The organism is Streptococcus orisasini (assembly GCF_001431045.1).
Taxonomy (GTDB): Bacteria; Bacillota; Bacilli; order Lactobacillales; family Streptococcaceae; genus Streptococcus; species Streptococcus orisasini.
Map to the genome: position 1 here is coordinate 35,597 of NZ_BCLE01000010.1, position 20,823 is coordinate 56,419.

Consider the following 20,823-nt stretch of genomic DNA (forward strand, 5'->3'; position numbering starts at 1 on the left):
GCACCTAGGAGGTCATTTATCTTTTTTCCAAAACCTCGTGGCGTGTTCGATTTGCAAATTTACTCATCTGCTTTTACGAACAGCTGTACCTTCTCCTTTCTATTTGTCGCCCTTCAGGATTTATCAACGATTACTTACTGCGCTTTTCCAATTGAAAGGCATCAATCAATTCTAAAAACTCATCAAAAAGATAGCTGGCATCATGCGGCCCAGGTGCAGCATCCGGATGATACTGAACCGAAAAGGCCGGATAATAGCGATGGCGCACTCCTTCAATAGATTTATCATTGATTTCTTCATGCGTGATAATTAATTCTTCCGGCAAACTCTCGCGTTCAACAGCATAGCCGTGATTTTGACTGGTAAAATCAATCCGTCCTGTAGCAATTTCACGTACTGCATGATTGAAGCCACGATGGCCAAATTTCATCTTGTAAGTACTAGCACCATTAGCCAAACTAAAGAGCTGATGCCCCATACAAATTCCAAAAATTGGGATTTTCCCTTGAATACCGCGAATCATATCCAAGGCCTCTGGAACATCTTTTGGATTGCCGGGACCGTTGGACAACATAACTCCGTCTGGATTCAAATTAAGAATTTCCTGAGCTGTTGTATTGTATGGAACAACTGTCACATTGCAGTTGCGCTTTGAAAATTCACGTAAAATAGAATGCTTGAGACCAAAATCAACAAGAACAATATTTTTACCGATACCTGGAGCCGGATAAGCTGTCTTAGTTGATACTTGTTCGATATTATTTGTCGGAAGAACAGTAGCCCGCAGCTGATCCTGCACATGGGTCAACTGGTCTCCGCCGCTAGTAAGAGTAGCTTTCATTGTTCCGTGATGACGGATAATTTTCGTCAGTGCACGAGTATCAATACCTGCAATTCCTGGAATATTTTTAGCCTTCAAAAATTCATCCAAGGTCATCTGTTTGCGCCAGTTGCTTGCCCTGCGGGTATTTTCCGAAACGACCACTCCTTTGCAGGTCGGTGCAATACTTTCATAATCATCGCGGTTAATACCGTAATTGCCGACCAGCGGATAAGTGAACGTCAAGATTTGACCGTTGTAAGATTGGTCAGTGATAGATTCTTGATAGCCAGTCATACCAGTATTAAAGACAATCTCTCCTGTTACATCGAGATCTGCCCCAAAGGCCTGTCCTTCAAAAATTGTTCCGTCTTCTAAAATTAAAAGTCTCTTTCCCATATTTTTACCTTTCAGTAAGATCAGCACGTTTTCACTTTAGTCATTGCGGCTGCTTAGTAAAAACGGCTGACTGAAATTTTTCTGTCTTTTACATTCCTCATTAAAGGTTCATTACGTTTTGCCCTTAAGAATGGCTTCAAGAATAGCCATTCTGACAAAAACACCATTTTGCATCTGAGCCACAATGCGTGACTTAGGAGCTTCCACTAAACTGTCAGCAATCTCCACATCACGGTTAACCGGGGCAGGATGCATAATAATAGCAGAACTTTTCAGCTGATCATAGCGTTCCTTAGTCAAACCATAGTGTTCATGATAGGTTTCTTTGGAAAAACTGCCCTGTCCGTCATGCCGCTCGTGCTGAATGCGCAGCAGCATGAGAACATCCACCTGATCAACAATATCATCAATGGCAACATACTTGCCGTAAACATCAAACTCAGAAGAGTACCATTCTTCAGGCCCTGAAAAATAAATCTGAGCTCCCAGACGTTTAAGAATCTGCATGTTGGATTTAGCCACACGCGAATGAGTAATGTCCCCTGCAATAGCAATCTTGAGATTTTCAAATGAACCAAATTCATCATAAATGGTCATCAAATCCAGCAGACATTGGCTGGGATGCTGGCCAGATCCGTCTCCACCGTTAACGATGGAGGTTTGAATTGTCCGGCTGTCAATCAGCTCCTTATAATAATCATCCTGTGAATGGCGGACCACACAGATATCAACACCTAGGGCACTCATGGTCAAAATCGTATCATAGAGTGTTTCTCCCTTATTGACAGAACTGGTTTTAGCATCAAATTCAATAACATCCAGTCCCAATTTTTTCTCTGCTACTTCAAAAGACTTATGAGTTCGTGTGGATGACTCAAAAAACAAATTAGCTGCAAAATACTGCCTGTCTAGTGAAAAATGAACTTTTTTTTCCTTGAAAGCCAAGCCTCTTTTAATTAAACCAAGCACTTCTTCGTTGGATAGAATTTCCATACTAACTAAATGCTTCAGTGATACGGCACCGTCTGTTACTACCATTTAAATCCTGTCCTTTTCTGAGAAAAATGAAATATGCACTGTTTAACCTTCAGCATTCAAATCTTCTGCCAGCAAACTGAAATCAATTAATCTTCTTTAGCAAGCAGCAAAACATTATCTTTGCCATCAATTTCTGTCATATTAACAACAATTTCTTCTGAGCTACTGGTTGGAATATTTTTCCCGACGTAATCCGCACGAATAGGCAGTTCGCGGTGACCTCTATCTACTAAAACAGCCAAACTCACTCGAGCCGGACGTCCAAGACTGACCAGATTATCAATTGCAGCACGAATGGTGCGGCCCGTATAGAGCACATCATCTACCAAAATCACATCACGGTCTGTAATGTCAATTGCCATATCAGTAGTGTCTTCTTCGATTTTGATATCATCGCGAAAAGGCTTGATATCAAGCTGCCCAAACGGCACATCAATGCCCTCAATCTGCTTAAGACGCTCCTGAATGCGGCGGGCGATAAAAACACCGCGGGTCTTAATACCTGCTAACACAATCTTATCAAGGCTTTTGTTGCGCTCAATAATTTCGTAAGTAATGCGTGTGATAGCACGCTTCATAGTGACACCGTCAACAATTTCTTTTGTTTTCATAGAAAGCCTTTCTTTAAAAAATAAGAAAAAATCTCCTTGAACAAGGAGATTTCACGAAATATAAGTATAGTTTTCCCTACACTTTTTTTCTGTCTGCTCCTTGCCTGCCTCACGGGACAGTGTTAAAGGAATATTCATTTTATTTATTATAACATACTGCTTTTATTTTTCAAGCATCAGCCATATTTTTTGTCAGTAAGACAGACTAAGCTCAGCCCAGACCGAATAATTTTGACAAAATGGTCGTTAAGCCCATACTATATGCCAAAATTGCCGCTGGCTTTCCCAATAGTATGATGGTTATAAACTGTTTGTAAGTCATGCTGGTTGTCCCGGCAAGATAGCAGAGCAAATCATCTGGCGCAATCGGTAAAAAGATAGCCCAGGCGAAATATTTGGCAAATTTACTGTCCGAATTAGTACGATGTTCATAGCTTTCAAGGAGCTTAGGACTAAAGAAAGCCTCCAAAGCAGGCCGCCCGAACCGTTTAGCAATATGAAATCCTAAAACAGAACCGGTACAAATGCCAATATAATTCCAAATAAAGCCCCAAACAGGACCAAAAATAAGAACTCCCGCCAAAGTAGAAACGCCGCCCGGCAAAATCGGAATAGCCACCTGAATAATCTGCAGCAAAATAAAAATCACTGGACTCCAAGTACCATAACCTTTCATGGCGGCACGCAGTTTTTGAACGTCTGTCAGATAACCCTTATTATAGAGATGAATGGTCAAAAGGATCATCGCTAAAATTACCAGCCAGGTAACTATGCGTAAAAACATGCGGACATACTTCAGTTTGGTTTCTGTTTTTAAGGGATTGGATTTTTTCATGGTTTTATTGTAACAAAAACTTGCAAAATCTACCGCGATAAACTGTTAACTCAAAAAAAGCCGGACAAACATGTGCTGCTGGCTGCTGCTCTGATTTTTATTTTATACTCTTGAAAATTAAAACTCTCAGACTGAAGAAAAAGTCAATTTTTATTAAAAGAACTATTGTGTTACGATACTTTCCTTAGGTAGCAACTTCCTTTGGAATTTCATACCTAAGTTCAAGATACAAAGGACGTCTGCGGATAAAGGCAAAATAGGGAGTGCGCCGCGAAATCGTTAAGATTCTAGGCGGACTCATCTTTTTGCCACAATCTGCAGCCCGTATTCAATTAAGATTTTGAGCCCAAGTCTCAAAATCTCCGAACGCCAGAAATCACTCGTTTCTGGCGTTTTTGCTACAGCGGAAAGTATCTGGGACAGGATCGTTTCATTCGTCTATTTATCTTATAGATTGTGAATTGATATTATCCTAAGATGTGTGTGCTTGTGAAATGCTAACTATAGAGTTTGTCTACAACCTGGCTATATCACTTTACCCTACCTAATTACAACCTGCAACTTGTCGCCTAGTCTATTTTTGATTTTTATTGAGTATTAGCTTAACTAACGGCGCAGCTGATCTAAGGTCTCTTGGAAAACTGCCGGCACTTCTGCAGTAAAGCGCATTAATTGACCTGTGACAGGATGAGTAAAGGCCAGGGTTTCCGCATGAAGAAACTGTCCCTGTCCTTTGAGGGTTTTCTTAGGAGCATAAAGCGGATCTCCTGCCACTGGATGGCCGATATAGGCCATGTGAACACGAATCTGATGGGTTCTTCCGGTCTCTAAAGTCAGTCTGACCAAAGTATAATCGCCAAAACGTTCCACAACCTGAAAATGTGTTACAGCAGGCTTGCCTTTTGCTGTCACAGCCTGCTTTTTGCGATCTTTGTCGCTGCGGCCTATCGGTGCCTCGATAACACCGCGGTCATTTGGCAGACTGCCGTGAACAATAGCCAAATACTGGCGCAATGATTTCTTTTCTTTTAGTTCATCCGCCAGAAACTGATGGGCTTGGTCATTTTTAGCGATCATCAAAAGTCCCGAAGTATCCTTATCAATGCGGTGAACAATACCCGGTCTTATCACACCGTTAATAGCAGACAAATCTTTGACATGAAAAAGCAAGGCATTAACCAGCGTTCCCGAAGGATGGCCTGCCGAAGGATGAACCACCATTCCCTGAGGTTTATTGACAACCGCAACATCAGCATCTTCATAGATAATATCAAGCGGCAAGTCCTGCGGCAGACAGTCCAGCAGTTCTTCCTGCGGCAGTTCATAAGTAACTACATCTCCGGCTTTAACCGCATATTTAGCTTTTTGAGCTTGGCCGTTAACCAGAACAAGCCCAGCCTTAATCTGTTCACCGGCCTGACTGCGGGACAGTTCTGTCAAATCTGCCAGAGCCTTGTCTAAGCGCGGACCTGCTTCTTTAATGCGAATCTCCATTTTTTTCTTCTCTCCATAGGGCAACAATCAAAAGCAGCACACCGATACTCAAATACGTATCCGCTGCATTAAATATTGCAAAATCAACAAAATCAAGATGAACCATATCCACAACATAGCCCAGCCGCAAGCGGTCAATAAAATTGCCTATACCGCCGGAAATAATCAAAATCAAACCAGCCAAAAGCCAGACATTGTCAGACTGTATATATTTGATAAGGTAGTAAGCCGCTGCCCCCAGCACAAGTACAGTAATAATCGTAAAGAACCACTGCTGGTTTTCTAAAATAGAAAAGGCGGCTCCCGTATTTTTCAAATAGGTGAGGCTGACCACGTTGGGAATCACATTGACGAGTTCCCCCAAGGCAATAAACTTGACAACCAGAACTTTGCTGAGCTGATCCAGCCCAACCAAAAGAAGAACGATAAAAGGCAGTAATAGTTTTCTCATAGGTTCTCCTTAAGGCTTATAGGTTTCAAAATAATTAAACATAACATTGATAAACTTCAGAGCACACGTTGATAAGGCTGTACTGCTGCGTCTGACATAGACCATGCGGTTATCCAGCTTATCATCCAAAGGAATGACTGTAATGCCGTTGACACTGCGGCTGTCTAAAAATCCTGAGCCAGTCGCATAGGCGTCCGTCCGCTCCAAAATCCCATTGAGAGTTGCCCGGTCAGTAACATTGTAAATCAAGGAACTGCCAGAGGTATCAACCAGATTTTCAGAATAATAAAGATATTCATCTTTTTCCTGAGTGAAGCGAACCGTCTCAAGCCCTTCTAAATCTTCCATGGTCAAAATATCTTTTTGAGCCAGAGGATGGTCTTGACGCAGGTAAATATGCGTTTTAAAGGGAATCATTTCGACAAATTCCAGACCCAGCTTATCCATTTTCTGCAAAATACCCTTACGATTTTGCTGGTTCATGTAAATAATACCGATTTCGCTGTGGCCCTCAGACACTTCATCTAAAATCTGAGCCGTTGTCGTTTCAAAAATCCGAAAGTCCTTATATTCCGGATACTGCTTGGAAAAGCTTGTCAGCAGAGGCGGCAGAAAGTCATAGTGCTGACTGGCTACCGAAAATTGATTTTTATCACTGTCCGGCTTAGCATAGCGCTTCTCAAAGGAATCAAAACTCTTAACGACTTCCAGTGACTTTTCATAAAAAGTCAGCCCCTGACTGGTTAGAACTGCCCCTGTTGTCGTTCGTGTAAAAATTTTAAAACCCAGCTCTTGCTCCAAATCCTTGACAGCGACAGACAGGCTGGGCTGACTGACAAAAAGTTTGGCAGCTGCCTCGCGAAAGGTCCCGCTGTTCGCAATAGCCACCACATATCGTAATTGCTGAATGTTCATGATACTACTTTCTTTTTTTAACTGCTGTTTCTATTATACAATAAAAATCACACTTTACGCGTGATTTTCGCTTATTATCTTTGTTGAGCAGGCAGTTAGTGTTTTCCGGCATGTCAGCCACCTGGCATTTCTGCTGCCAGCTTCATATACACAATGATAAAAAAAGAAGATGGCTGCCTAAAAGATAACTGCAGATACAGTTTTTTGACAAACAAGCGTCATCATCTCAGCAGCATTACAGATAACTATCATTTCCAGTCATTAAGAAGCAAAGCCTAAGCAGCGTGCTATAATAAAGGTGTTGCCCAGCACTTTGCTTTAAAAGAAAAGAGGTTTTTATGATAAGACAAACTCACTTTAGACCGTATAAGGGAAAAATCAAGAAACACAGAACCTTCATCATGAGCGCAGCAGCAGTTCTTCTGGGCTCCTTAGCCGCTCCGGTTTTGGCTGAAGACAAGGCGCCTGCACAAAACGGTCCTGCTGTCAGCCAAACGAGTGAAACAGTTTCTGAAGCCACCTCTGCTGACTCTTCAAATTCCGACTCAATGACAGACTCAACATCAGGCCAAACGACAGTTTCTGAGCAAGCAAGCGAGAGTCAAGCATCAAGCGCTTTTCAAGAGGACAGCCAAAATCAAACAACTGCCACCACAGCTGAAACAACAGCTACAGGCAGTGAAACACAACACCCTTCTGCTGCAGGAACCAATCAAGTTTCTCAAGAGCACACATCTGCTTCTTCTCAGCCGCAAACAGCTGAAAAAACAAAGCAGACATCTGCTGAAACAAGGGGCTTTGTCACTAGAGATGACGGGAAAACCTATTATATCAATCAAGAAGGCCAGAAGCTTACAGGCTTTCAGACGATTGATGGTAAGACCTATTATTTTTCAGCAGACGGAAGCCTGCAAAAGGACCGGCTCATTACTGTAAACAATGACGTCTACTATATTGATTCACAGGGGCAGCCCGCTGTCAGTCAATTTATTAACAAAGCAGGCAGCTTCTATTATCTTGACGAAGACGGAAAAGCTCTAACAGGCTGGCAGACAATCGACGGCAAACAGCTTTACTTCGCTGAAAAAAACAGACCTCGAACAGCCGCTCAGTACAAGGGCAGCATGTACACGATTGATGGTGACAAGTATTATTTTGATAAAGACAGCGGAGAACTGTGGACTAACCGCTTTGTCTACTATATAGGTAATTGGTACTATCTTGACAGCCAGGGAAGGGCAGTCACAGGTTATCAAACCATTGACCAACAACCTTATTATTTTGACAATGATGGCAAGCAGTTAAAAGGCATTGGCTATGATAAAGATGGACAGCTGATTTTAACTGATTACAACAGCGGAGTTATCCTCAAACAAAAGATAGAAAATAAAAAATTCTATCAAAAGAATAATAATTGGTACTACCTTGACGAAAACAATCAATTTGCTACAGGCTGGCAGACCATCAATGGACAAAAGCTTTATTTCAACAGTGATGGCAGTCAGGTTAAAGGAAAAATGATTAGTCTCGATGGCAAAAAATATTACTTTGACCCAGACAGCGGAGAAATGTGGACAAATCGCTTTGTTAGTCAGTCACAATACAATGAGCGATACAGCAGCTACTTCAACGTTTGGTATTACTTAGGAGCTGACGGTGCCGCTGTTACGGGCAAACAAACCATTGATGGCAAGCAGCTTTATTTCTATTCTGACAGCTGGCAGGCCAAGAATCAGCTAATCCGGAAAAATAACAAATTTTATTACTTTGATCCGGACAGTGGAGAAATGTGGACAAATCGTTTTGTATACATTACGCCTTCCAATAATTATTACTATCAACCTTATTATAAAGGCTGGCTCTATCTAGGAGCTGACGGCGCTGCTGTTACCGGCTGGCAAACTATTGATGGCAAAGTTTTATATTTCCTGCCATCTTATGATAGTAAGCTGGGCTATTATTATCAAGAGGCCGGACAGATTAAAGATAAGCTCCTTGAAATTGATGGCAGCCTCTACTATTTTGATCCGGATACCGGCGAAATGTGGACTAACCGAACCTTAACATATAGAGGAAATACCTATCAAATCGGGGCTGATGGCAAAGCTGTTCTTCAACAACCCTAACATGTTTTTGAATCACGTCTTCCTTGTATAGCAAGAACGTTGATCTTTGATAGCATTGCTTTTCTAATAAACAAAAAGAAAATGAGCGTTTTTGTCTCATTTTCTTTTTACTTTAATCCGGTCGATATTCCAAGATATCCCCTGGTTGACAATCTAACTCTTTACAGATGGCTTCTAAGGTTGAAAATCGTACTGCCTTTGCTTTTCCTGTTTTCAAAATGGAGAGATTGGCAGGAGTGATTCCGATTTTTTCTGCCAAATCCCCTGAGCGCATCTTTTTCTTAGCGAGTTCCACATCTAAATTAACTACAATCATAGTTCACCTCTATATCGTAAATTCATTTTCTTCGGCAATGGCATTGGCTTTAGCTAATACCTGTGAGAAAATCCAAACGATGAAGGCCATGATGAGCATGGTGATGTTGACGTTCAAGGTCACTCCTGTTTGGCTAGTAACAGGTAAGAGAGAATACAGGGCTACTACATAGGATGTGCGCTTAACTAGGTCAACATTTTCTATGACAAAAACCTTATCCACCAATAGATTGTCTAAGAGGCGCCTAACCAAGCGAAAGATGTAATATAGGACAAAGAGAGACACAACCAACAGAGTTGTTTTAATGAGAACTTCTTCAGTTGACATGAAACTTAATCCCTTGGCCGAGATAATAACTCCTTCTTTTTTATCAACAAATTTCATTAAGAAGTCAAGCACTGGTTCTTTGAAAATCAGAGCCAATACACCTGTGAGAGCTGTAATCCCAGCCAATAATAAGGTTAAAATAGAGAGAGCCTTGACGATACCTCTTGCCATTTTAATGATGTTTGAATTTTCCATGATTAAACTCCTTTTTTAATAATTTTTTATCGTTTATCAACAATTACAGTATATCATATAAATTTCCTTTGTCAACATTTTTTTATTAAAAAACGATAATTTTTTAATAAAAAGCATTAAAGACCCACACTGGAATTTATGTTTCTAGTGTGGGTCTTTAATTTTGCTCTTATTTGCAGATAAATTCCACTTGCTCTCTCTCTTCATAAATTCTATCAAATATGACTGTATATGAAAAAGCCTGCTTGACAAGCAGACCTTATCTTGTTTATTTTGCGATTGGGTAAACAGAAACTTGTTTTTTATCGCGTCCTTTACGTTCGAAACGTACGACACCTTCTACTTTAGCAAAAAGGGTATCATCTCCGCCGCGACCTACATTAGCTCCTGGATGGATATGAGTTCCGCGCTGACGGTAAAGGATAGAACCGCCTGTAACAGTTTGGCCATCAGCAGCTTTAGCACCGAGGCGCTTGCTTTCAGAATCACGTCCGTTAGATGTAGAACCGCCACCTTTTTTATGGGCGAAAAGTTGCAAGTTAGCAAGATTCATTTTTAACATAATGTTGTGTCCTCTCTTATTTTATTGAGTGATAACCTTGACTGCCACAAATTCCGGAGAATTTTCAGCAAGATTGGTTATCCCTAAGAGAAAGGCTTCAAATAATAATTGCACTTTCTCATTTGATTTGTTGGCTATATGTGATAAATCAATCTTCATATAACCGCCGTCAATCTCATCCATTTGTAAATGAACTGTGCAGTCTGCTAAAACCTCCAAGGCGTTAACCAAGTTGATTGACAAAGTCGAAACAGCTGCGCATACGATATCAAAGCCATATTCCCCGCTTCCGGCATGACCAGTCAGCTCAGCACTTTCCAGCAAGCTCTTACGGCGAATAAAAGTCACCTGAATCATATCAGCTCAATTTAAGCATTGATAGCTTTGATAACAACTTTAGTATAAGGCTGACGATGACCTTGTTTGCGGTGGCTGCCTTTTTTAGGTTTGTATTTAAAAGTAACAACCTTCTTTTGTTTTCCTTGTTTTTCAACAGTTCCAACAACAGTAGCCCCTTCAACAACTGGAGTACCAACCTTAGTTGCTTCTCCACCAACAAGAACAACTTGATCAAATGTTACTTCTGCTCCAGCTTCAGCGTCAAGTTTTTCAACGTAGATTGCTTGACCGACTTCAACTTTAACTTGTTTTCCGCCAGTTTTAATGATTGCGTATGTGCTCATTATGCACCTCCTATAAGATTTTTTGTTCGAGGAAATTCCTCTGTGAAGACTCGCCTAAATCGTGAGCGCCAATCGCTACTTATCCAACGATTTTCGTGCGGTTGCACAGGATGTGCATTTAGTCAACTTTTACATTATAGCACAGTCATCTGAGTATTTCAAGGATAATCATTAAATTATTTAGCCAGCTAATCCTCCCCCTTCATTATTTTCCTATTGAACGACTATCGGTACTAAGCCCAAAACAGCTCTTTTAACTAATTTTTGGAAATGCTCCAAATCAATACTCGGATTCGTGGTCAGTATCTGATAGCGCTCCTGCCCTTCATAATAGTAATGAGGAATCAATTGATATCCATTACGTTCATAAAAGGCGAGCCGCTGTTTTCTCTGCTCACTATTTGGTGCTTCTTCATCAGGCGGTTCTATCGTCAATATGAGCGATCTTGCTTGGGCATATTCGCGAATTTTCGCCAGTATCATACTGCCGTATCCCTTGGAGCGAATCGGCTCATTAACCGCTAAAAAGAGAACAAACACCTGCTTCTTAGATTCAAGAATATAAGCAAAACCTACAAACTCTTCCTGATCATAATAAGCATAACACTTGGCCAGAGACCGCACACTATTTACCAGCAGCAAGAAATAAGGCAGACGCTCATTAGGCGGAAAGGCTGAGAGATAGAGCTTTTTGACATCATTATAGGCCTTGCTAAAGAGTCTTACTTTTTGCTGGCTTAAGTTGTCCCTTTTTATCAGTGCTGTCTTTGTTACCATTTTAAATTCACCAATTTCTTCATTTCTTTATAAGCTGTATCAGCTCTTTCCTTCATGGCATCATCCAGCTTATTGCGGTATTTGCCGCCCTTGATGAAATCTTCCAAAATCAGGACTCGGTAATCTTTGTATTCATAGCCTTCTGCACCTACTTGACCCTTGCCCCAAGACCAGACCATGGTCGGGTGGGCTTTGACTGTTTTGATGGTCGTCTTGCCTGCTTTTTTCTCAAAGGTAACATCCATAAGCAGCCCGCGCTCTGTCCAATAATTTTGCAGGTTTTCATAGGATTGGTTAGAGATGAAATTTCCCATTGAATAAATGATAAACTTCTTCTGGCCGTCTTTTTTCAGTGTTTCCGAAGGTTCTGCAACATGCGGATGGCCACCAAAAATAACATCTGCCCCCCACTTGACCATCTTATGATAGAGTGTCTTTTGCTCATCTGTTGGCTCAAGAGCATATTCTGTTCCCATCTGCGGCATCACAATAGTGACGTCTGCCTTCTTTTCGGCTTCTTTAAGTTCGGCCTTAATTTTCTTTTGATTGAGATTGGAAAGATGAGCTGCCCGCTCTATTTTGGTCAGGTTGGCTTCCATTCCGTTATAGCCATAGGCATAGCCCAAAATAGCAATTTTGATACCATTGACTTTCTTAATTAAAAAAGGCTCCTTGGCACGGTCTTTTTTATAAATACCAATTGTATCTATTCCTAAGTCATTAAAAGTCTTAACTGTATTTAAAGCACCTGAAAGCTGAGAATCCAGAATGTGATTGTGAGCCAAGTCTACAACATCATAACCCGTGTCCTTCATCGTCTGAGCTGCAGCCGGAGGTGCATTAAACAAGGGATATCCTCCCAAAGGAAAGTCCGGACTGATGGTCCCTTCAAAGTCCCCAATAGCAAGGTCGGCTTTGGAAATCCATTCCTTGGCATATTCAAAATAAGGATTGAAATCATAAGAACCATCGCTTTTTCTAGCACTGGTATAAAGGATATCATGGTAAAGAATATCGCCGTTGGCCACAACCCGAGCTGTCTTAACACCTTCACTTCCATTCTTATTCACTTCATTTTTATTCTTAGACACAAAGTGATAAACCAAAAGCAATATTAGCAAAAGGCAGAAACAAACTGCCAAAACAAGCGTTTCTTCCTGTTTCCTATTTTTTATGAACCCCTTTTTCATCATAAACACCTCCCTAACAAGAGAAAGCGGTTTCTTAATAAGTTTTTAGTTTATTATACCATATTATGTTTACTCCTGATTGTTGTTCCCAATGATTCTCACTGCTATTTAAAAAGCTGAGAGTAGTAACCGTTCCCCCTTTAAGTCAGCTCGTTTTTCTCTGACTTTTTAAGGGACAGTTCTTATCTCCCAGCTTTATTATTTTTAAGAGCACTACAATAAATCTGCAATTAAATCGTCAACTTCATCAGCTTGATCGGTCTGCGGTGTGATTTCTGTAATTTTAATTCCAGCTACAGCACGCGCAACTAATCCATCAATATCTAATCTAGTTTCATACTGTTCAACATTTTTAATCTTAGGATTGGTTTTTGGTCGATCTGGTGCAAAAATAGTGCAACAATCCTCAAATGGCTGAACAGAAATATTAAAGGTATCAATTTTTTCCGCAATATCAATAATTTCCAGCTTATCCATAGTAACAACAGGACGGATAACAGGCGTATTGGTCACTGCATTGATGGCCTGCATTGATTCCAAGGTTTGACTGGCAACCTGTCCCAGACTTTCACCGTTGATGATGACCAAGCCACCGCGCTGCTCACGAATCCAATCGGTAATACGCATCATAAACCTGCGTGTCAGGGTCATCAGATAGGCTTCCGGAGCTTTTTCCTTGATTTCTTCCTGAATTTCTGTAAAAGGTACCTCAATAAATTGAATATTGCCACCAAATTTTGTCAGCTTGCGGGTCAGATCCTGAGCTTTTTTAAGCGCACCCGGACTGGTATAAGGTGGGCTAGCAAAATGTACCGCTTCAATATTGACGCCGCGTTTTAAGGCCAGATAGCCAGCTACGGGTGAATCAATACCGCCAGAAAGCATGAGCATGCCCTTACCAGATGTACCAACCGGCAGGCCACCAGCTCCTTTAATATTTTCGTGGGATAGATAGGCCGCTTCCTCACGAATTTCAACTTTAAGAGTAATATCTGGATTTTTCATCTGAGCCTCAATTTGCGGCAGAGCTTCAAATACAGCACTACCCAATACTTGATTGAGTTCACGGCTATCCAACTCAAAATGATGATCGCTCCTCTTGCTGGAAATTTTAAAAGTCATTCCATCGCGATAAATCCCTGTCATTACTTCCTGCACAGCTTTTTCCAAAACGGTGACATCTTTTTCAACTTTATAAACAGGAGAAAAGGCTTGAATACCAAAAATCTGCTTGAGCGATTCAGCCACATCATGATAATCCGTACCATTCAGATAAATGTGTCCGCGATCTCGATCCGCTGCTACCCTAACAGCCGGATAGACAGACAAGACATGTTTAATGTTCCGTTTTAATCGATTAATAAAGCGCATACGGTTTTTACCCTTGGTTGAGAGTTCCCCGTAGCGTACCATAATTTCCGAATATTGCATCATAACATACAAAGACCTAAAAGCATTGAAGCTCAAAAGACTCTCACAAGAGCAGTCTTTTTGAAGGGCAAAAATGTTTCAATTTCAAGCTTTTAGGTCGTCACTAATTCCTTTCTAAAACATAGAATGACGTTTGAACTGTTCAATCCTTAACATACAATAATCAAACTAATAAACGTTAAATTGCAAAAGTCAGAGCTTCCTACAGCGCACTAAACTGCGTGCGCTTTTTTACACAGTGTCAGCTTATTAGAAGAAAAATCACTTATCTCACTTTTTTGGTTTTTTGATAGATAGATTTAAAAATCGTTAAAAATTGTTCAGCCTGACTCATATCATTATCATCATCAAGACTGATTCGAACAGCAGTCTGAGCCAATTTAGCCGGAATACCCATGGCAATCAGTGTTCCTGCAGGTTTACCTGCCTTAGAAGAACAAGCACTGGTTGTTGAGACGTAAATATCGTGTTCCTCAAAAGCGTGCACCAGCACTTCACCGCGAACACCTTTAATGCCAAAAGTCAAAATATTCGGCGCAAAGCCATCCGTCCCTGAAAAAAGAGTGACATCATCATAACTTGACAGACTGTCAGCAAGTGCTTTTTTAATGGACTGGAGTTTTCTTTGAACTGCTGTTTCTTTGTCAAGTACCATCCTTAAGGCCTTAGCAGTCGCTGCAATACCAGCCACATTTTCAGTTGTACTTCTAAGTCCAGCTTCCTGACCACCACCATTTAAAAGGGGTGAAATGCGCTTGCCTGCTTTTTTATAAATGAAGCCAACCCCGCGCACCGAGTGGAACTTATGACCGGAAAAAGTCGCAAAATCAACACGGTCAGTTAGATAAGTTTCCCTAGCAACCTTGCCAATAGCCTGCACAGCATCAACGTGAAAAGAAATTGTCGGCTTATCAGACAAGAGCTCAGAAATAGCCTCAATCGGCTGAACAGAACCAATTTCATTGTTAACAGCCATAACAGAGACCAGTGTTGTATCAGTTCTGATTAGGTCAGCCAAGACTTTTACATCAACAAAGCCTTTAGCATCAACAGGAGCAAAATCAACTTCAAACCCCTGTTCCTTCAGCCATTTAGCAGATTCTTTAACAGCCGGGTGTTCAATATGAGAAACTATAATATGCTTGCCATAGTGCTTTTTTTCAAAAGCCACACCCTTAATGACCCAATTATCCCCTTCTGTTCCGCCGGATGTGAAAAAAATCTCCTCTGCAGATTTGCCTAACAATTCTGCAATCTGCCGCCTGGAAGCTTGCAAAATTCTTGCGGCCTGACTGCCTAAACGATGAAGGCTAGAAGGGTTGCCAAAAATTTTAGCTGTCGCTTCCTCATAGGTTTTGATTACTTCTGGATATGGAAGCGTTGTTGCTGAATTATCAAAATAGATCATCTTATCATCCTTTTTAATACAATAGCTACATTATATCATATTTCCCCATGCTTCTTTAAAAAATAAGAACAACTTTTTTATGGCTTTTTTAGGGAAAAAGCGTATAATATTATAAAAAAGGAGGAACCATGGCAAATAATTATTCTCGTCGTCAACAACCTAATAAAAAAACCAAAGGATCAAATCGCAGACGTCCGATTAAACACATTAAAACAGGTTTTTCTGCTCTGCAAAAGACAGTCGCTATTGTTGCTGGGATTTTTGGGATTATCACAGCATTGATTACAATCAACAATTACCGCAACAGCATTAACAATGATAAAAAAGACACTACTTCTAAAACCACTATCATCAAAGAAAAAGAAGTAGACGATTCAGCAGCAAATAACGGCAATGTAGCTAATAATAATCAAGCTGGAAATGCTGACAGCAACGCTGGCAATAACAATAATTACTCTGACCCAAATCAAACAGCAACAACAGTTGTAGGTGATAGCGACAGTGACGCTGCTGCTCAAAACCAAGCAGACAGTCAGACACAGGCAAACAACCAGCAAAATAATGCAGACAGTGCTGCTAATGCTGCTCAATAATTCTCAAAAGGCTGGAACAATCTTCTCCAGCCTTTTCTTTTGTCCAAAATCTTTCAAAGCTATGCTTTATAAATCAAGGTTAATGCTATAATAAAATAAATTAAAACTATCAAAGGATGTCTTATGAATTACAAGCAAACACTGGAATGGATCCACTCTTTCAAAGCCAATGGACGCAGGCCAAATTTAAAACGGATGGCCTTTCTTCTTGGAAACAGCGGCAACCCTCAGCAAAACTTAGCTGCTGTTCATGTCGTCGGCACCAATGGCAAAGGATCTGTGACCAGCTTTCTCCAGCATATACTGACTGAAGCCGGCTATAAGACAGGTACCTTTACTTCGCCTTTCATCACACGCTTCAATGAACGCTTAGCCATTAATGGAGAGGGAATTTCTGATGAAGAACTCGTAAGATTGACTGCAAGAGTAAAGCCTATTATTGAAAATCTGAAAGACACTACTTCTCTTGGTAGGCCAACCGAGTTTGAAGTCATAACGTTTATGATGTTTGTTTATTTTGGACAGATCAATCCAGTCGATATAGCTATTATTGAAGCTGGTATTGGAGGTCTGAATGATTCTACCAATGTTTTCAAGGCTTTGGCCCTTGTCTGTCCATCTATCAGCAAAGATCATACAGAAACGCTAGGAAACAGCCTGACAGAAATTGCAAGACAAAAACTGGGTGCTCTGGATAAAGGAGTTCCTCTCATTTTTGGATCCATGACAGATGAAGTCGGACCTATTTTCTATCAGACTGCTCAACAGCTGCAAAGTACGCCTTATGAGTTTGGAGAAGATTTTTCTATTTTAGAAAAAAGCAGGACATTTGATTTCATTAGTCCAAGGATGGATATTAGCGATATTCGTTTGAAAATGCTGGGCCACCATCAAAAGATCAATGCCAGTCTGGCTGCCATGACCAGTCTCATTCTCTCGTCAAAGTTTCCCAGAATCACTCCCTCTATCATAAAAAGCGGACTTCAGTCGGCAGTGTGGCCAGGACGAAGCGAGCTAATAAAAGAAAACCTCCTTCTTGACGGAGCTCATAATGAAGACAGTATGGAAAAGTTAGTGCAGCTGCTCACAGACGAATTTTCTGACAAAACGATTCATATTCTCTTTGCTGGTCTAAAAAGAAAACCTTTAGAAGATATGCTGGATTTGCTTGCACCTTTTGATCTTACCCTGACTACTTTCTCTTTTTATGAGGCAGAGCAGCTGGAGAATTATCCCCAGTGCTACCCTAAAATAAAAGACTACCGTACTTGGCTGAAAAGAGCTGAGCAGTCTGAGGACCTCTTTGTCGTGACAGGCTCCCTCTACTTCATCTCTGAAATCAGAAATTATCTGCTTAAAAAAACAAGATTCAGCTGAACCTTGTTTTTAATTTTATCGCATAGTGACAAATTCTTCAGCTCCTGTTGGATGAATAGCTACAGTATTGTCAAAATCAGCCTTGGTAGCTCCCATCTTAATCGCAACAGCAAAACCTTGAATCATCTCATCCACACCATAACCGATGCCGTGAAGACCTACAACTTTTTCATCTGATCCGACAGTCACTAACTTCATCTTGCAAGCCTGACGATGGCTGGTAACTGCTGTGTACATGGATGTAAAAGTTGAACGATACACTTTTACTTCTTGCTCCCCGTATTTGGCCAGAGCAGCTTCTTCTGACAAACCGACCGAACCAATAACAGGGTGGCTGAAAATAACAGTTGCCACATTGCTGTAATCTAACTTTTCTTCAGGCTTATTGTTAAACAGACGCTCTGACAGACGGCGGCCTGCTGCCACTGCAACGGGGGTTAATTCTAATTTACCATTGACATCACCTAGTGCATGGAGTCCTTCAACATTAGTATTTTCAAATTCATCTGTCGTAATAAAACCCTTATCATTTAAGGCAACACCAGTCACTTCTAGATTAAAGCCTTTTGTATTAGCCGCACGGCCAATTGCCCAAATCAGAGTATCAACCGTATATTCTTCCCCATTTTCCAAAACCAAGGTCAAACTACCATCAGCATTCTTAATGACTTCCTTCGGTACAGAAAAAGTATGCAGTTCAGGGCCGTCTTCTTTCATACTGTCAACTAATGTCTCAACAATTTCTTTATCAAACTTTCGAAGGGGGCGATCACGGCGGACAAAAAGATGAGTCTGACTACCAAGAGCGTGCAGAACACCAGCTACTTCAACAGCAATATAGCCTGCACCAACAACAGCCGTACGTTTAGGAACAGCATCTAATTCAAAAAAACCGTCCGAAGTAATTCCGTATTCACTGCCCGGAATATCAGGAACAAGAGCATGGCCGCCTGTCGCAATTAAAATATGCGGCGCCGTATAAAGTTCTCCTCCTGCCTCAACCGTATGACTGTCTACAAAAGTAGCATAGTCATACACACGATCGACACCATTATTGTCAAAAACACGTTCATAAGAGCCATGAATACGGTCAATATAAGCCTGACGATTCTTCTTTAACACTTCAAAATTAAAAGTCTTTTCACTTATATCAAAACCGTAGTCAGCTGCATAGGTATTAATCGTTTCTGCAACCTGTGCTCCATACCACATGACCTTTTTAGGCACACAGCCTACATTAACACAGGTTCCGCCAATTTCTTTGGCCTCAAAAAGGACCACCTTAGCACCATGCATAGCAGCACGGTTAGCAGATGCAATTCCGCCGGAACCGCCGCCAATAACAATATAATCATATTGTTTTGTCATACAAATAACTCCTTGAATCAATAATAAATCTACTTTATCACAAAACCTATAAGCTGGCAATTTTTTGATACACAGGGAATTCTCTTAACTTCTAAAATGAACGACTCCGCCAAAATAGCTATCAGCTCTCTAATACACTTCTTTTCATTTCTAGACACCTATTTTACAGTAAAATCTCTGTATTTAGTTTGGATAAATATAGGTAAGCTGACCCCAAACAGAAGCTGTCGGATCAAACCAACCGCGAAAATTAGCAATGTACTGCTGATTTTTATAATTAGCCTCCTTAACTTGAATCCAATGATCGTTTGCTACATGCGTCACATAGGCGACATGACCATAACCGCCATCAGCCCAGCAGGCAATGGCACCTACCCGTGCCTCCTTTCCCGTCCGGAAACCCTTGGCACGCGCAGAAGCAGCCCATTGACCGCCATTACCCAGCCAATTGGGAGCCCATGGTGCCAATTCTTTTACTCCCCAGGTACATTGACCGATCGGATAGGTGTTAGCTTCGCTGGTATAAGCTACGATTCTGGTTGCTGGTGCTTCAAAAGATAAAGGCATAATCTGATTAAGCTGCAAGTTTGGCAAAACATGGCCTGTGGTCGTTCCATCTGTATAATGAATATAGGCATGTATATTATAACTACCACTCTTATTGCCATGCTTTTGAATATCAGCAGTAATGGAAGTTTGACCATTTGATACCTTACTTGATTCATACCAATAAAGATTAGCTTGATCTATATCTGACCAAACAGCAAGGCTGATTGATTTGATTATCTTAGAATCATCTGTTTCAGTAGCACTAACATCAAAGGTTCCCTTTTTCAGATTATAATTATAGGCCGTTATCTGAGGCTCTTCATAAGCTCTTATCGCATCGACTTTAAAAGAAGACGATGCTAAACCTTCCACATTCCATTCCCCCAAAGGGCCGCTCCCATACAGGTGACACTGATAGGCTCTAAGATTAAAATCATGTTTTTTCAAAGTGATTTTCGCCTTAAAAGTGCCATCTGCTTCTTTCCTTGCTTGATACCATTGAATATCGTCCTGACCGTTCTGCTCACTCCAGACAGGAACATAAATAGAGGTCATATAGGGAGGAACATTGCTGATAACCGCTTCATAACTCGTATCCTTTACCTTGTTGATTTGATAGCTGATATTAGGTTTGGGAAGCTGTAAGGTCTGGGCAGCAACAGGCCGCATTTTCCCATCTTGCTTTAAGTAGGTATGGATATGGTAGGTGCCGTAACCTTTGTGACTGTCATAATCAGCTAAAGCCTTCCCCGCAGCATCGGCCTCATACCACTTAAGATCATCCTGACCATTTTCATCGGACCAAACAGCTGAAACCAGCTGATCTTCTTCGCTTGGTTTTAATTTGGAAAATATCTCAATACCATTTTGTGCCAGTCCCAACTGAGGCTCTGCCAATATAATCTCTTGCTCTCCCAAATCGATACCCTGCCTGCTGCCATCAGTATAGGTCACATAAGCATGAACCACATAAATACCCGCTTTATTGCCGTGCTTATCCGGATTAAACGGAACTATCAAACGTCCATCACTAGTATTCTCAGCAGAATACCACTGCAGGTCATCTTGACCATCTTTTTGCGACCAAGCAGCAACATCAAGAGTCTTGATGGTTTTCCCCTTTGGTGCTTGAACAGCCTTAATCTTAAAAGTACCAAGCTGTTTATTATAGTCATCAATAACTACCCGAACATCTTTTTCATCTGCCACAGCAGGGCTGATCACAGCTGCCATACCTAGGATAGCAGCCGCCCAAAGCAGCGATTTTATCTTTTTCAATAAAAAATTTCTCCCCTCGTTTTATCTCATTTGTATATTCGAAAGAACAGAGATAAAATTTGGGAAGAAAAAAGGCTTTT

The 20,823-nt window shown here is 41.0% G+C and carries 20 protein-coding genes, 1 pseudogene and 1 other annotated feature; of the genes and pseudogenes, 3 read left to right on the forward strand and 18 right to left on the reverse strand.

Annotated features, from left to right (window positions below; genetic code table 11):
- Positions 1–130: 130 nt before the first annotated feature.
- From SCSH_RS02310 to SCSH_RS02340, 7 genes are all read right to left on the reverse strand, one after another.
- The gene (locus tag SCSH_RS02310) at positions 131–1,219 is read right to left on the reverse strand and encodes a carbamoyl phosphate synthase small subunit (RefSeq protein ID WP_057490288.1); all 1,089 of its coding nucleotides are present in this window, start codon (positions 1,217–1,219) and stop codon (positions 131–133) included.
- 111 nt (positions 1,220–1,330) lie between these two features.
- Positions 1,331–2,257, reverse strand: coding sequence for an aspartate carbamoyltransferase catalytic subunit (locus SCSH_RS02315; RefSeq protein WP_057490289.1), 927 nt, complete (start codon positions 2,255–2,257; stop codon positions 1,331–1,333).
- A gap of 86 nt (positions 2,258–2,343) precedes the next feature.
- Positions 2,344–2,868, reverse strand: a complete 525-nt coding sequence (gene pyrR / locus SCSH_RS02320) for a bifunctional pyr operon transcriptional regulator/uracil phosphoribosyltransferase PyrR (RefSeq protein ID WP_057490290.1) — start codon at positions 2,866–2,868, stop codon at positions 2,344–2,346.
- A 211-nt stretch (positions 2,869–3,079) separates the two neighbouring features.
- Complete coding sequence (locus SCSH_RS02325) at positions 3,080–3,652, reverse strand: TVP38/TMEM64 family protein (protein ID WP_057490335.1); 573 nt, start codon at positions 3,650–3,652, stop codon at positions 3,080–3,082.
- A gap of 657 nt (positions 3,653–4,309) precedes the next feature.
- The gene (locus SCSH_RS02330; protein ID WP_057490291.1) at positions 4,310–5,197 is read right to left on the reverse strand and encodes an RluA family pseudouridine synthase; all 888 of its coding nucleotides are present in this window, start codon (positions 5,195–5,197) and stop codon (positions 4,310–4,312) included.
- A complete protein-coding gene (lspA, locus tag SCSH_RS02335; protein WP_057490292.1) occupies positions 5,181–5,648 on the reverse strand; it encodes a signal peptidase II in 468 nt (155 codons plus the stop codon). The genes SCSH_RS02330 and lspA overlap by 17 nt, the downstream gene beginning before the upstream one ends.
- A gap of 9 nt (positions 5,649–5,657) precedes the next feature.
- Positions 5,658–6,563 (reverse strand): LysR family transcriptional regulator, encoded by a 906-nt coding sequence (locus SCSH_RS02340; RefSeq protein WP_057490293.1) that lies wholly within the window; start codon positions 6,561–6,563, stop codon positions 5,658–5,660.
- Positions 6,564–6,901: 338 nt separating this feature from the next.
- On the opposite strand from SCSH_RS02340, the gene SCSH_RS02345 reads away from it, so the two are divergent.
- Entirely contained in the window at positions 6,902–8,689 is a 1,788-nt protein-coding gene (locus SCSH_RS02345) for a hypothetical protein (protein WP_057490294.1), read from the forward strand.
- 112 nt (positions 8,690–8,801) lie between these two features.
- On the opposite strand, the gene SCSH_RS02350 is transcribed toward SCSH_RS02345, so the two are convergent.
- The 9 genes and pseudogenes from SCSH_RS02350 to SCSH_RS02390 form a co-directional block, all read right to left on the reverse strand.
- Positions 8,802–9,005, reverse strand: a complete 204-nt coding sequence (locus tag SCSH_RS02350) for a helix-turn-helix domain-containing protein (protein ID WP_057490295.1) — start codon at positions 9,003–9,005, stop codon at positions 8,802–8,804.
- Positions 9,006–9,014: 9 nt separating this feature from the next.
- Positions 9,015–9,527, reverse strand: coding sequence for a DUF2975 domain-containing protein (locus tag SCSH_RS02355; protein WP_057490296.1), 513 nt, complete (start codon positions 9,525–9,527; stop codon positions 9,015–9,017).
- A 268-nt stretch (positions 9,528–9,795) separates the two neighbouring features.
- Positions 9,796–10,089, reverse strand: coding sequence for a 50S ribosomal protein L27 (rpmA, locus tag SCSH_RS02360; protein WP_057490297.1), 294 nt, complete (start codon positions 10,087–10,089; stop codon positions 9,796–9,798).
- A 21-nt stretch (positions 10,090–10,110) separates the two neighbouring features.
- Positions 10,111–10,446 carry a ribosomal-processing cysteine protease Prp gene (locus SCSH_RS02365; protein ID WP_057490298.1) on the reverse strand — a complete coding sequence of 112 codons (336 nt, stop codon included), beginning with the start codon at positions 10,444–10,446 and terminating at the stop codon, positions 10,111–10,113.
- 11 nt (positions 10,447–10,457) lie between these two features.
- On the reverse strand, positions 10,458–10,772 hold the full coding sequence (gene rplU / locus SCSH_RS02370) for a 50S ribosomal protein L21 (RefSeq protein WP_057490299.1): 315 nt from the start codon (positions 10,770–10,772) through the stop codon (positions 10,458–10,460).
- Between the two features lie 36 nt (positions 10,773–10,808).
- Positions 10,809–10,885: a sequence feature (ribosomal protein L21 leader region), on the reverse strand.
- Positions 10,886–10,985: 100 nt separating this feature from the next.
- Positions 10,986–11,549, reverse strand: a complete 564-nt coding sequence (locus SCSH_RS02375) for a GNAT family N-acetyltransferase (protein WP_057490300.1) — start codon at positions 11,547–11,549, stop codon at positions 10,986–10,988.
- A pseudogene (locus SCSH_RS02380) lies at positions 11,543–12,604 on the reverse strand (CapA family protein); the annotation flags it as partial. The gene SCSH_RS02375 and the pseudogene SCSH_RS02380, both read right to left, overlap by 7 nt.
- Before the next feature lie 348 nt (positions 12,605–12,952).
- Positions 12,953–14,170, reverse strand: coding sequence for a tRNA uracil 4-sulfurtransferase ThiI (thiI, locus tag SCSH_RS02385; protein ID WP_057490337.1), 1,218 nt, complete (start codon positions 14,168–14,170; stop codon positions 12,953–12,955).
- A gap of 265 nt (positions 14,171–14,435) precedes the next feature.
- Positions 14,436–15,578, reverse strand: a complete 1,143-nt coding sequence (locus tag SCSH_RS02390) for a cysteine desulfurase family protein (RefSeq protein ID WP_057490301.1) — start codon at positions 15,576–15,578, stop codon at positions 14,436–14,438.
- Between the two features lie 128 nt (positions 15,579–15,706).
- On the opposite strand from SCSH_RS02390, the gene SCSH_RS02395 reads away from it, so the two are divergent.
- Together SCSH_RS02395 and SCSH_RS02400 are read left to right on the forward strand one after the other, a co-directional pair.
- The gene (locus tag SCSH_RS02395; protein WP_057490302.1) at positions 15,707–16,171 is read left to right on the forward strand and encodes a DUF6556 family protein; all 465 of its coding nucleotides are present in this window, start codon (positions 15,707–15,709) and stop codon (positions 16,169–16,171) included.
- 123 nt (positions 16,172–16,294) lie between these two features.
- Positions 16,295–17,548: a bifunctional folylpolyglutamate synthase/dihydrofolate synthase gene (locus tag SCSH_RS02400; RefSeq protein WP_057490303.1), complete on the forward strand. Its 1,254-nt coding sequence runs from the start codon at positions 16,295–16,297 to the stop codon at positions 17,546–17,548.
- A gap of 15 nt (positions 17,549–17,563) precedes the next feature.
- Here SCSH_RS02400 and gorA read toward each other — a convergent pair whose 3' ends face one another.
- Positions 17,564–18,916, reverse strand: a complete 1,353-nt coding sequence (gene gorA, locus SCSH_RS02405) for a glutathione-disulfide reductase (protein WP_057490304.1) — start codon at positions 18,914–18,916, stop codon at positions 17,564–17,566.
- Positions 18,917–19,099: 183 nt separating this feature from the next.
- Positions 19,100–20,743 carry a GBS Bsp-like repeat-containing protein gene (locus tag SCSH_RS02410; RefSeq protein ID WP_057490305.1) on the reverse strand — a complete coding sequence of 548 codons (1,644 nt, stop codon included), beginning with the start codon at positions 20,741–20,743 and terminating at the stop codon, positions 19,100–19,102.
- Positions 20,744–20,823: the final 80 nt, after the last annotated feature.

Bases quoted from the DNA above. Each gene is read 5' to 3' on its own strand.
- SCSH_RS02310 (WP_057490288.1), bottom strand. From the start codon at position 1,219: ATGGGAAAGAGACTTTTAATTTTAGAAGACGGAACAATTTTTGAAGGA.
- SCSH_RS02315 (WP_057490289.1), bottom strand. From the start codon at position 2,257: ATGGTAGTAACAGACGGTGCCGTATCACTGAAGCATTTAGTTAGTATG.
- pyrR (WP_057490290.1), bottom strand. From the start codon at position 2,868: ATGAAAACAAAAGAAATTGTTGACGGTGTCACTATGAAGCGTGCTATC.
- SCSH_RS02325 (WP_057490335.1), bottom strand. From the start codon at position 3,652: ATGTTTTTACGCATAGTTACCTGGCTGGTAATTTTAGCGATGATCCTT.
- SCSH_RS02330 (WP_057490291.1), bottom strand. From the start codon at position 5,197: ATGGAGATTCGCATTAAAGAAGCAGGTCCGCGCTTAGACAAGGCTCTG.
- lspA (WP_057490292.1), bottom strand. From the start codon at position 5,648: ATGAGAAAACTATTACTGCCTTTTATCGTTCTTCTTTTGGTTGGGCTG.
- SCSH_RS02340 (WP_057490293.1), bottom strand. From the start codon at position 6,563: ATGAACATTCAGCAATTACGATATGTGGTGGCTATTGCGAACAGCGGG.
- SCSH_RS02345 (WP_057490294.1), top strand. From the start codon at position 6,902: ATGATAAGACAAACTCACTTTAGACCGTATAAGGGAAAAATCAAGAAA.
- SCSH_RS02350 (WP_057490295.1), bottom strand. From the start codon at position 9,005: ATGATTGTAGTTAATTTAGATGTGGAACTCGCTAAGAAAAAGATGCGC.
- SCSH_RS02355 (WP_057490296.1), bottom strand. From the start codon at position 9,527: ATGGAAAATTCAAACATCATTAAAATGGCAAGAGGTATCGTCAAGGCT.
- rpmA (WP_057490297.1), bottom strand. From the start codon at position 10,089: ATGTTAAAAATGAATCTTGCTAACTTGCAACTTTTCGCCCATAAAAAA.
- SCSH_RS02365 (WP_057490298.1), bottom strand. From the start codon at position 10,446: ATGATTCAGGTGACTTTTATTCGCCGTAAGAGCTTGCTGGAAAGTGCT.
- rplU (WP_057490299.1), bottom strand. From the start codon at position 10,772: ATGAGCACATACGCAATCATTAAAACTGGCGGAAAACAAGTTAAAGTT.
- SCSH_RS02375 (WP_057490300.1), bottom strand. From the start codon at position 11,549: ATGGTAACAAAGACAGCACTGATAAAAAGGGACAACTTAAGCCAGCAA.
- thiI (WP_057490337.1), bottom strand. From the start codon at position 14,170: ATGCAATATTCGGAAATTATGGTACGCTACGGGGAACTCTCAACCAAG.
- SCSH_RS02390 (WP_057490301.1), bottom strand. From the start codon at position 15,578: ATGATCTATTTTGATAATTCAGCAACAACGCTTCCATATCCAGAAGTA.
- SCSH_RS02395 (WP_057490302.1), top strand. From the start codon at position 15,707: ATGGCAAATAATTATTCTCGTCGTCAACAACCTAATAAAAAAACCAAA.
- SCSH_RS02400 (WP_057490303.1), top strand. From the start codon at position 16,295: ATGAATTACAAGCAAACACTGGAATGGATCCACTCTTTCAAAGCCAAT.
- gorA (WP_057490304.1), bottom strand. From the start codon at position 18,916: ATGACAAAACAATATGATTATATTGTTATTGGCGGCGGTTCCGGCGGA.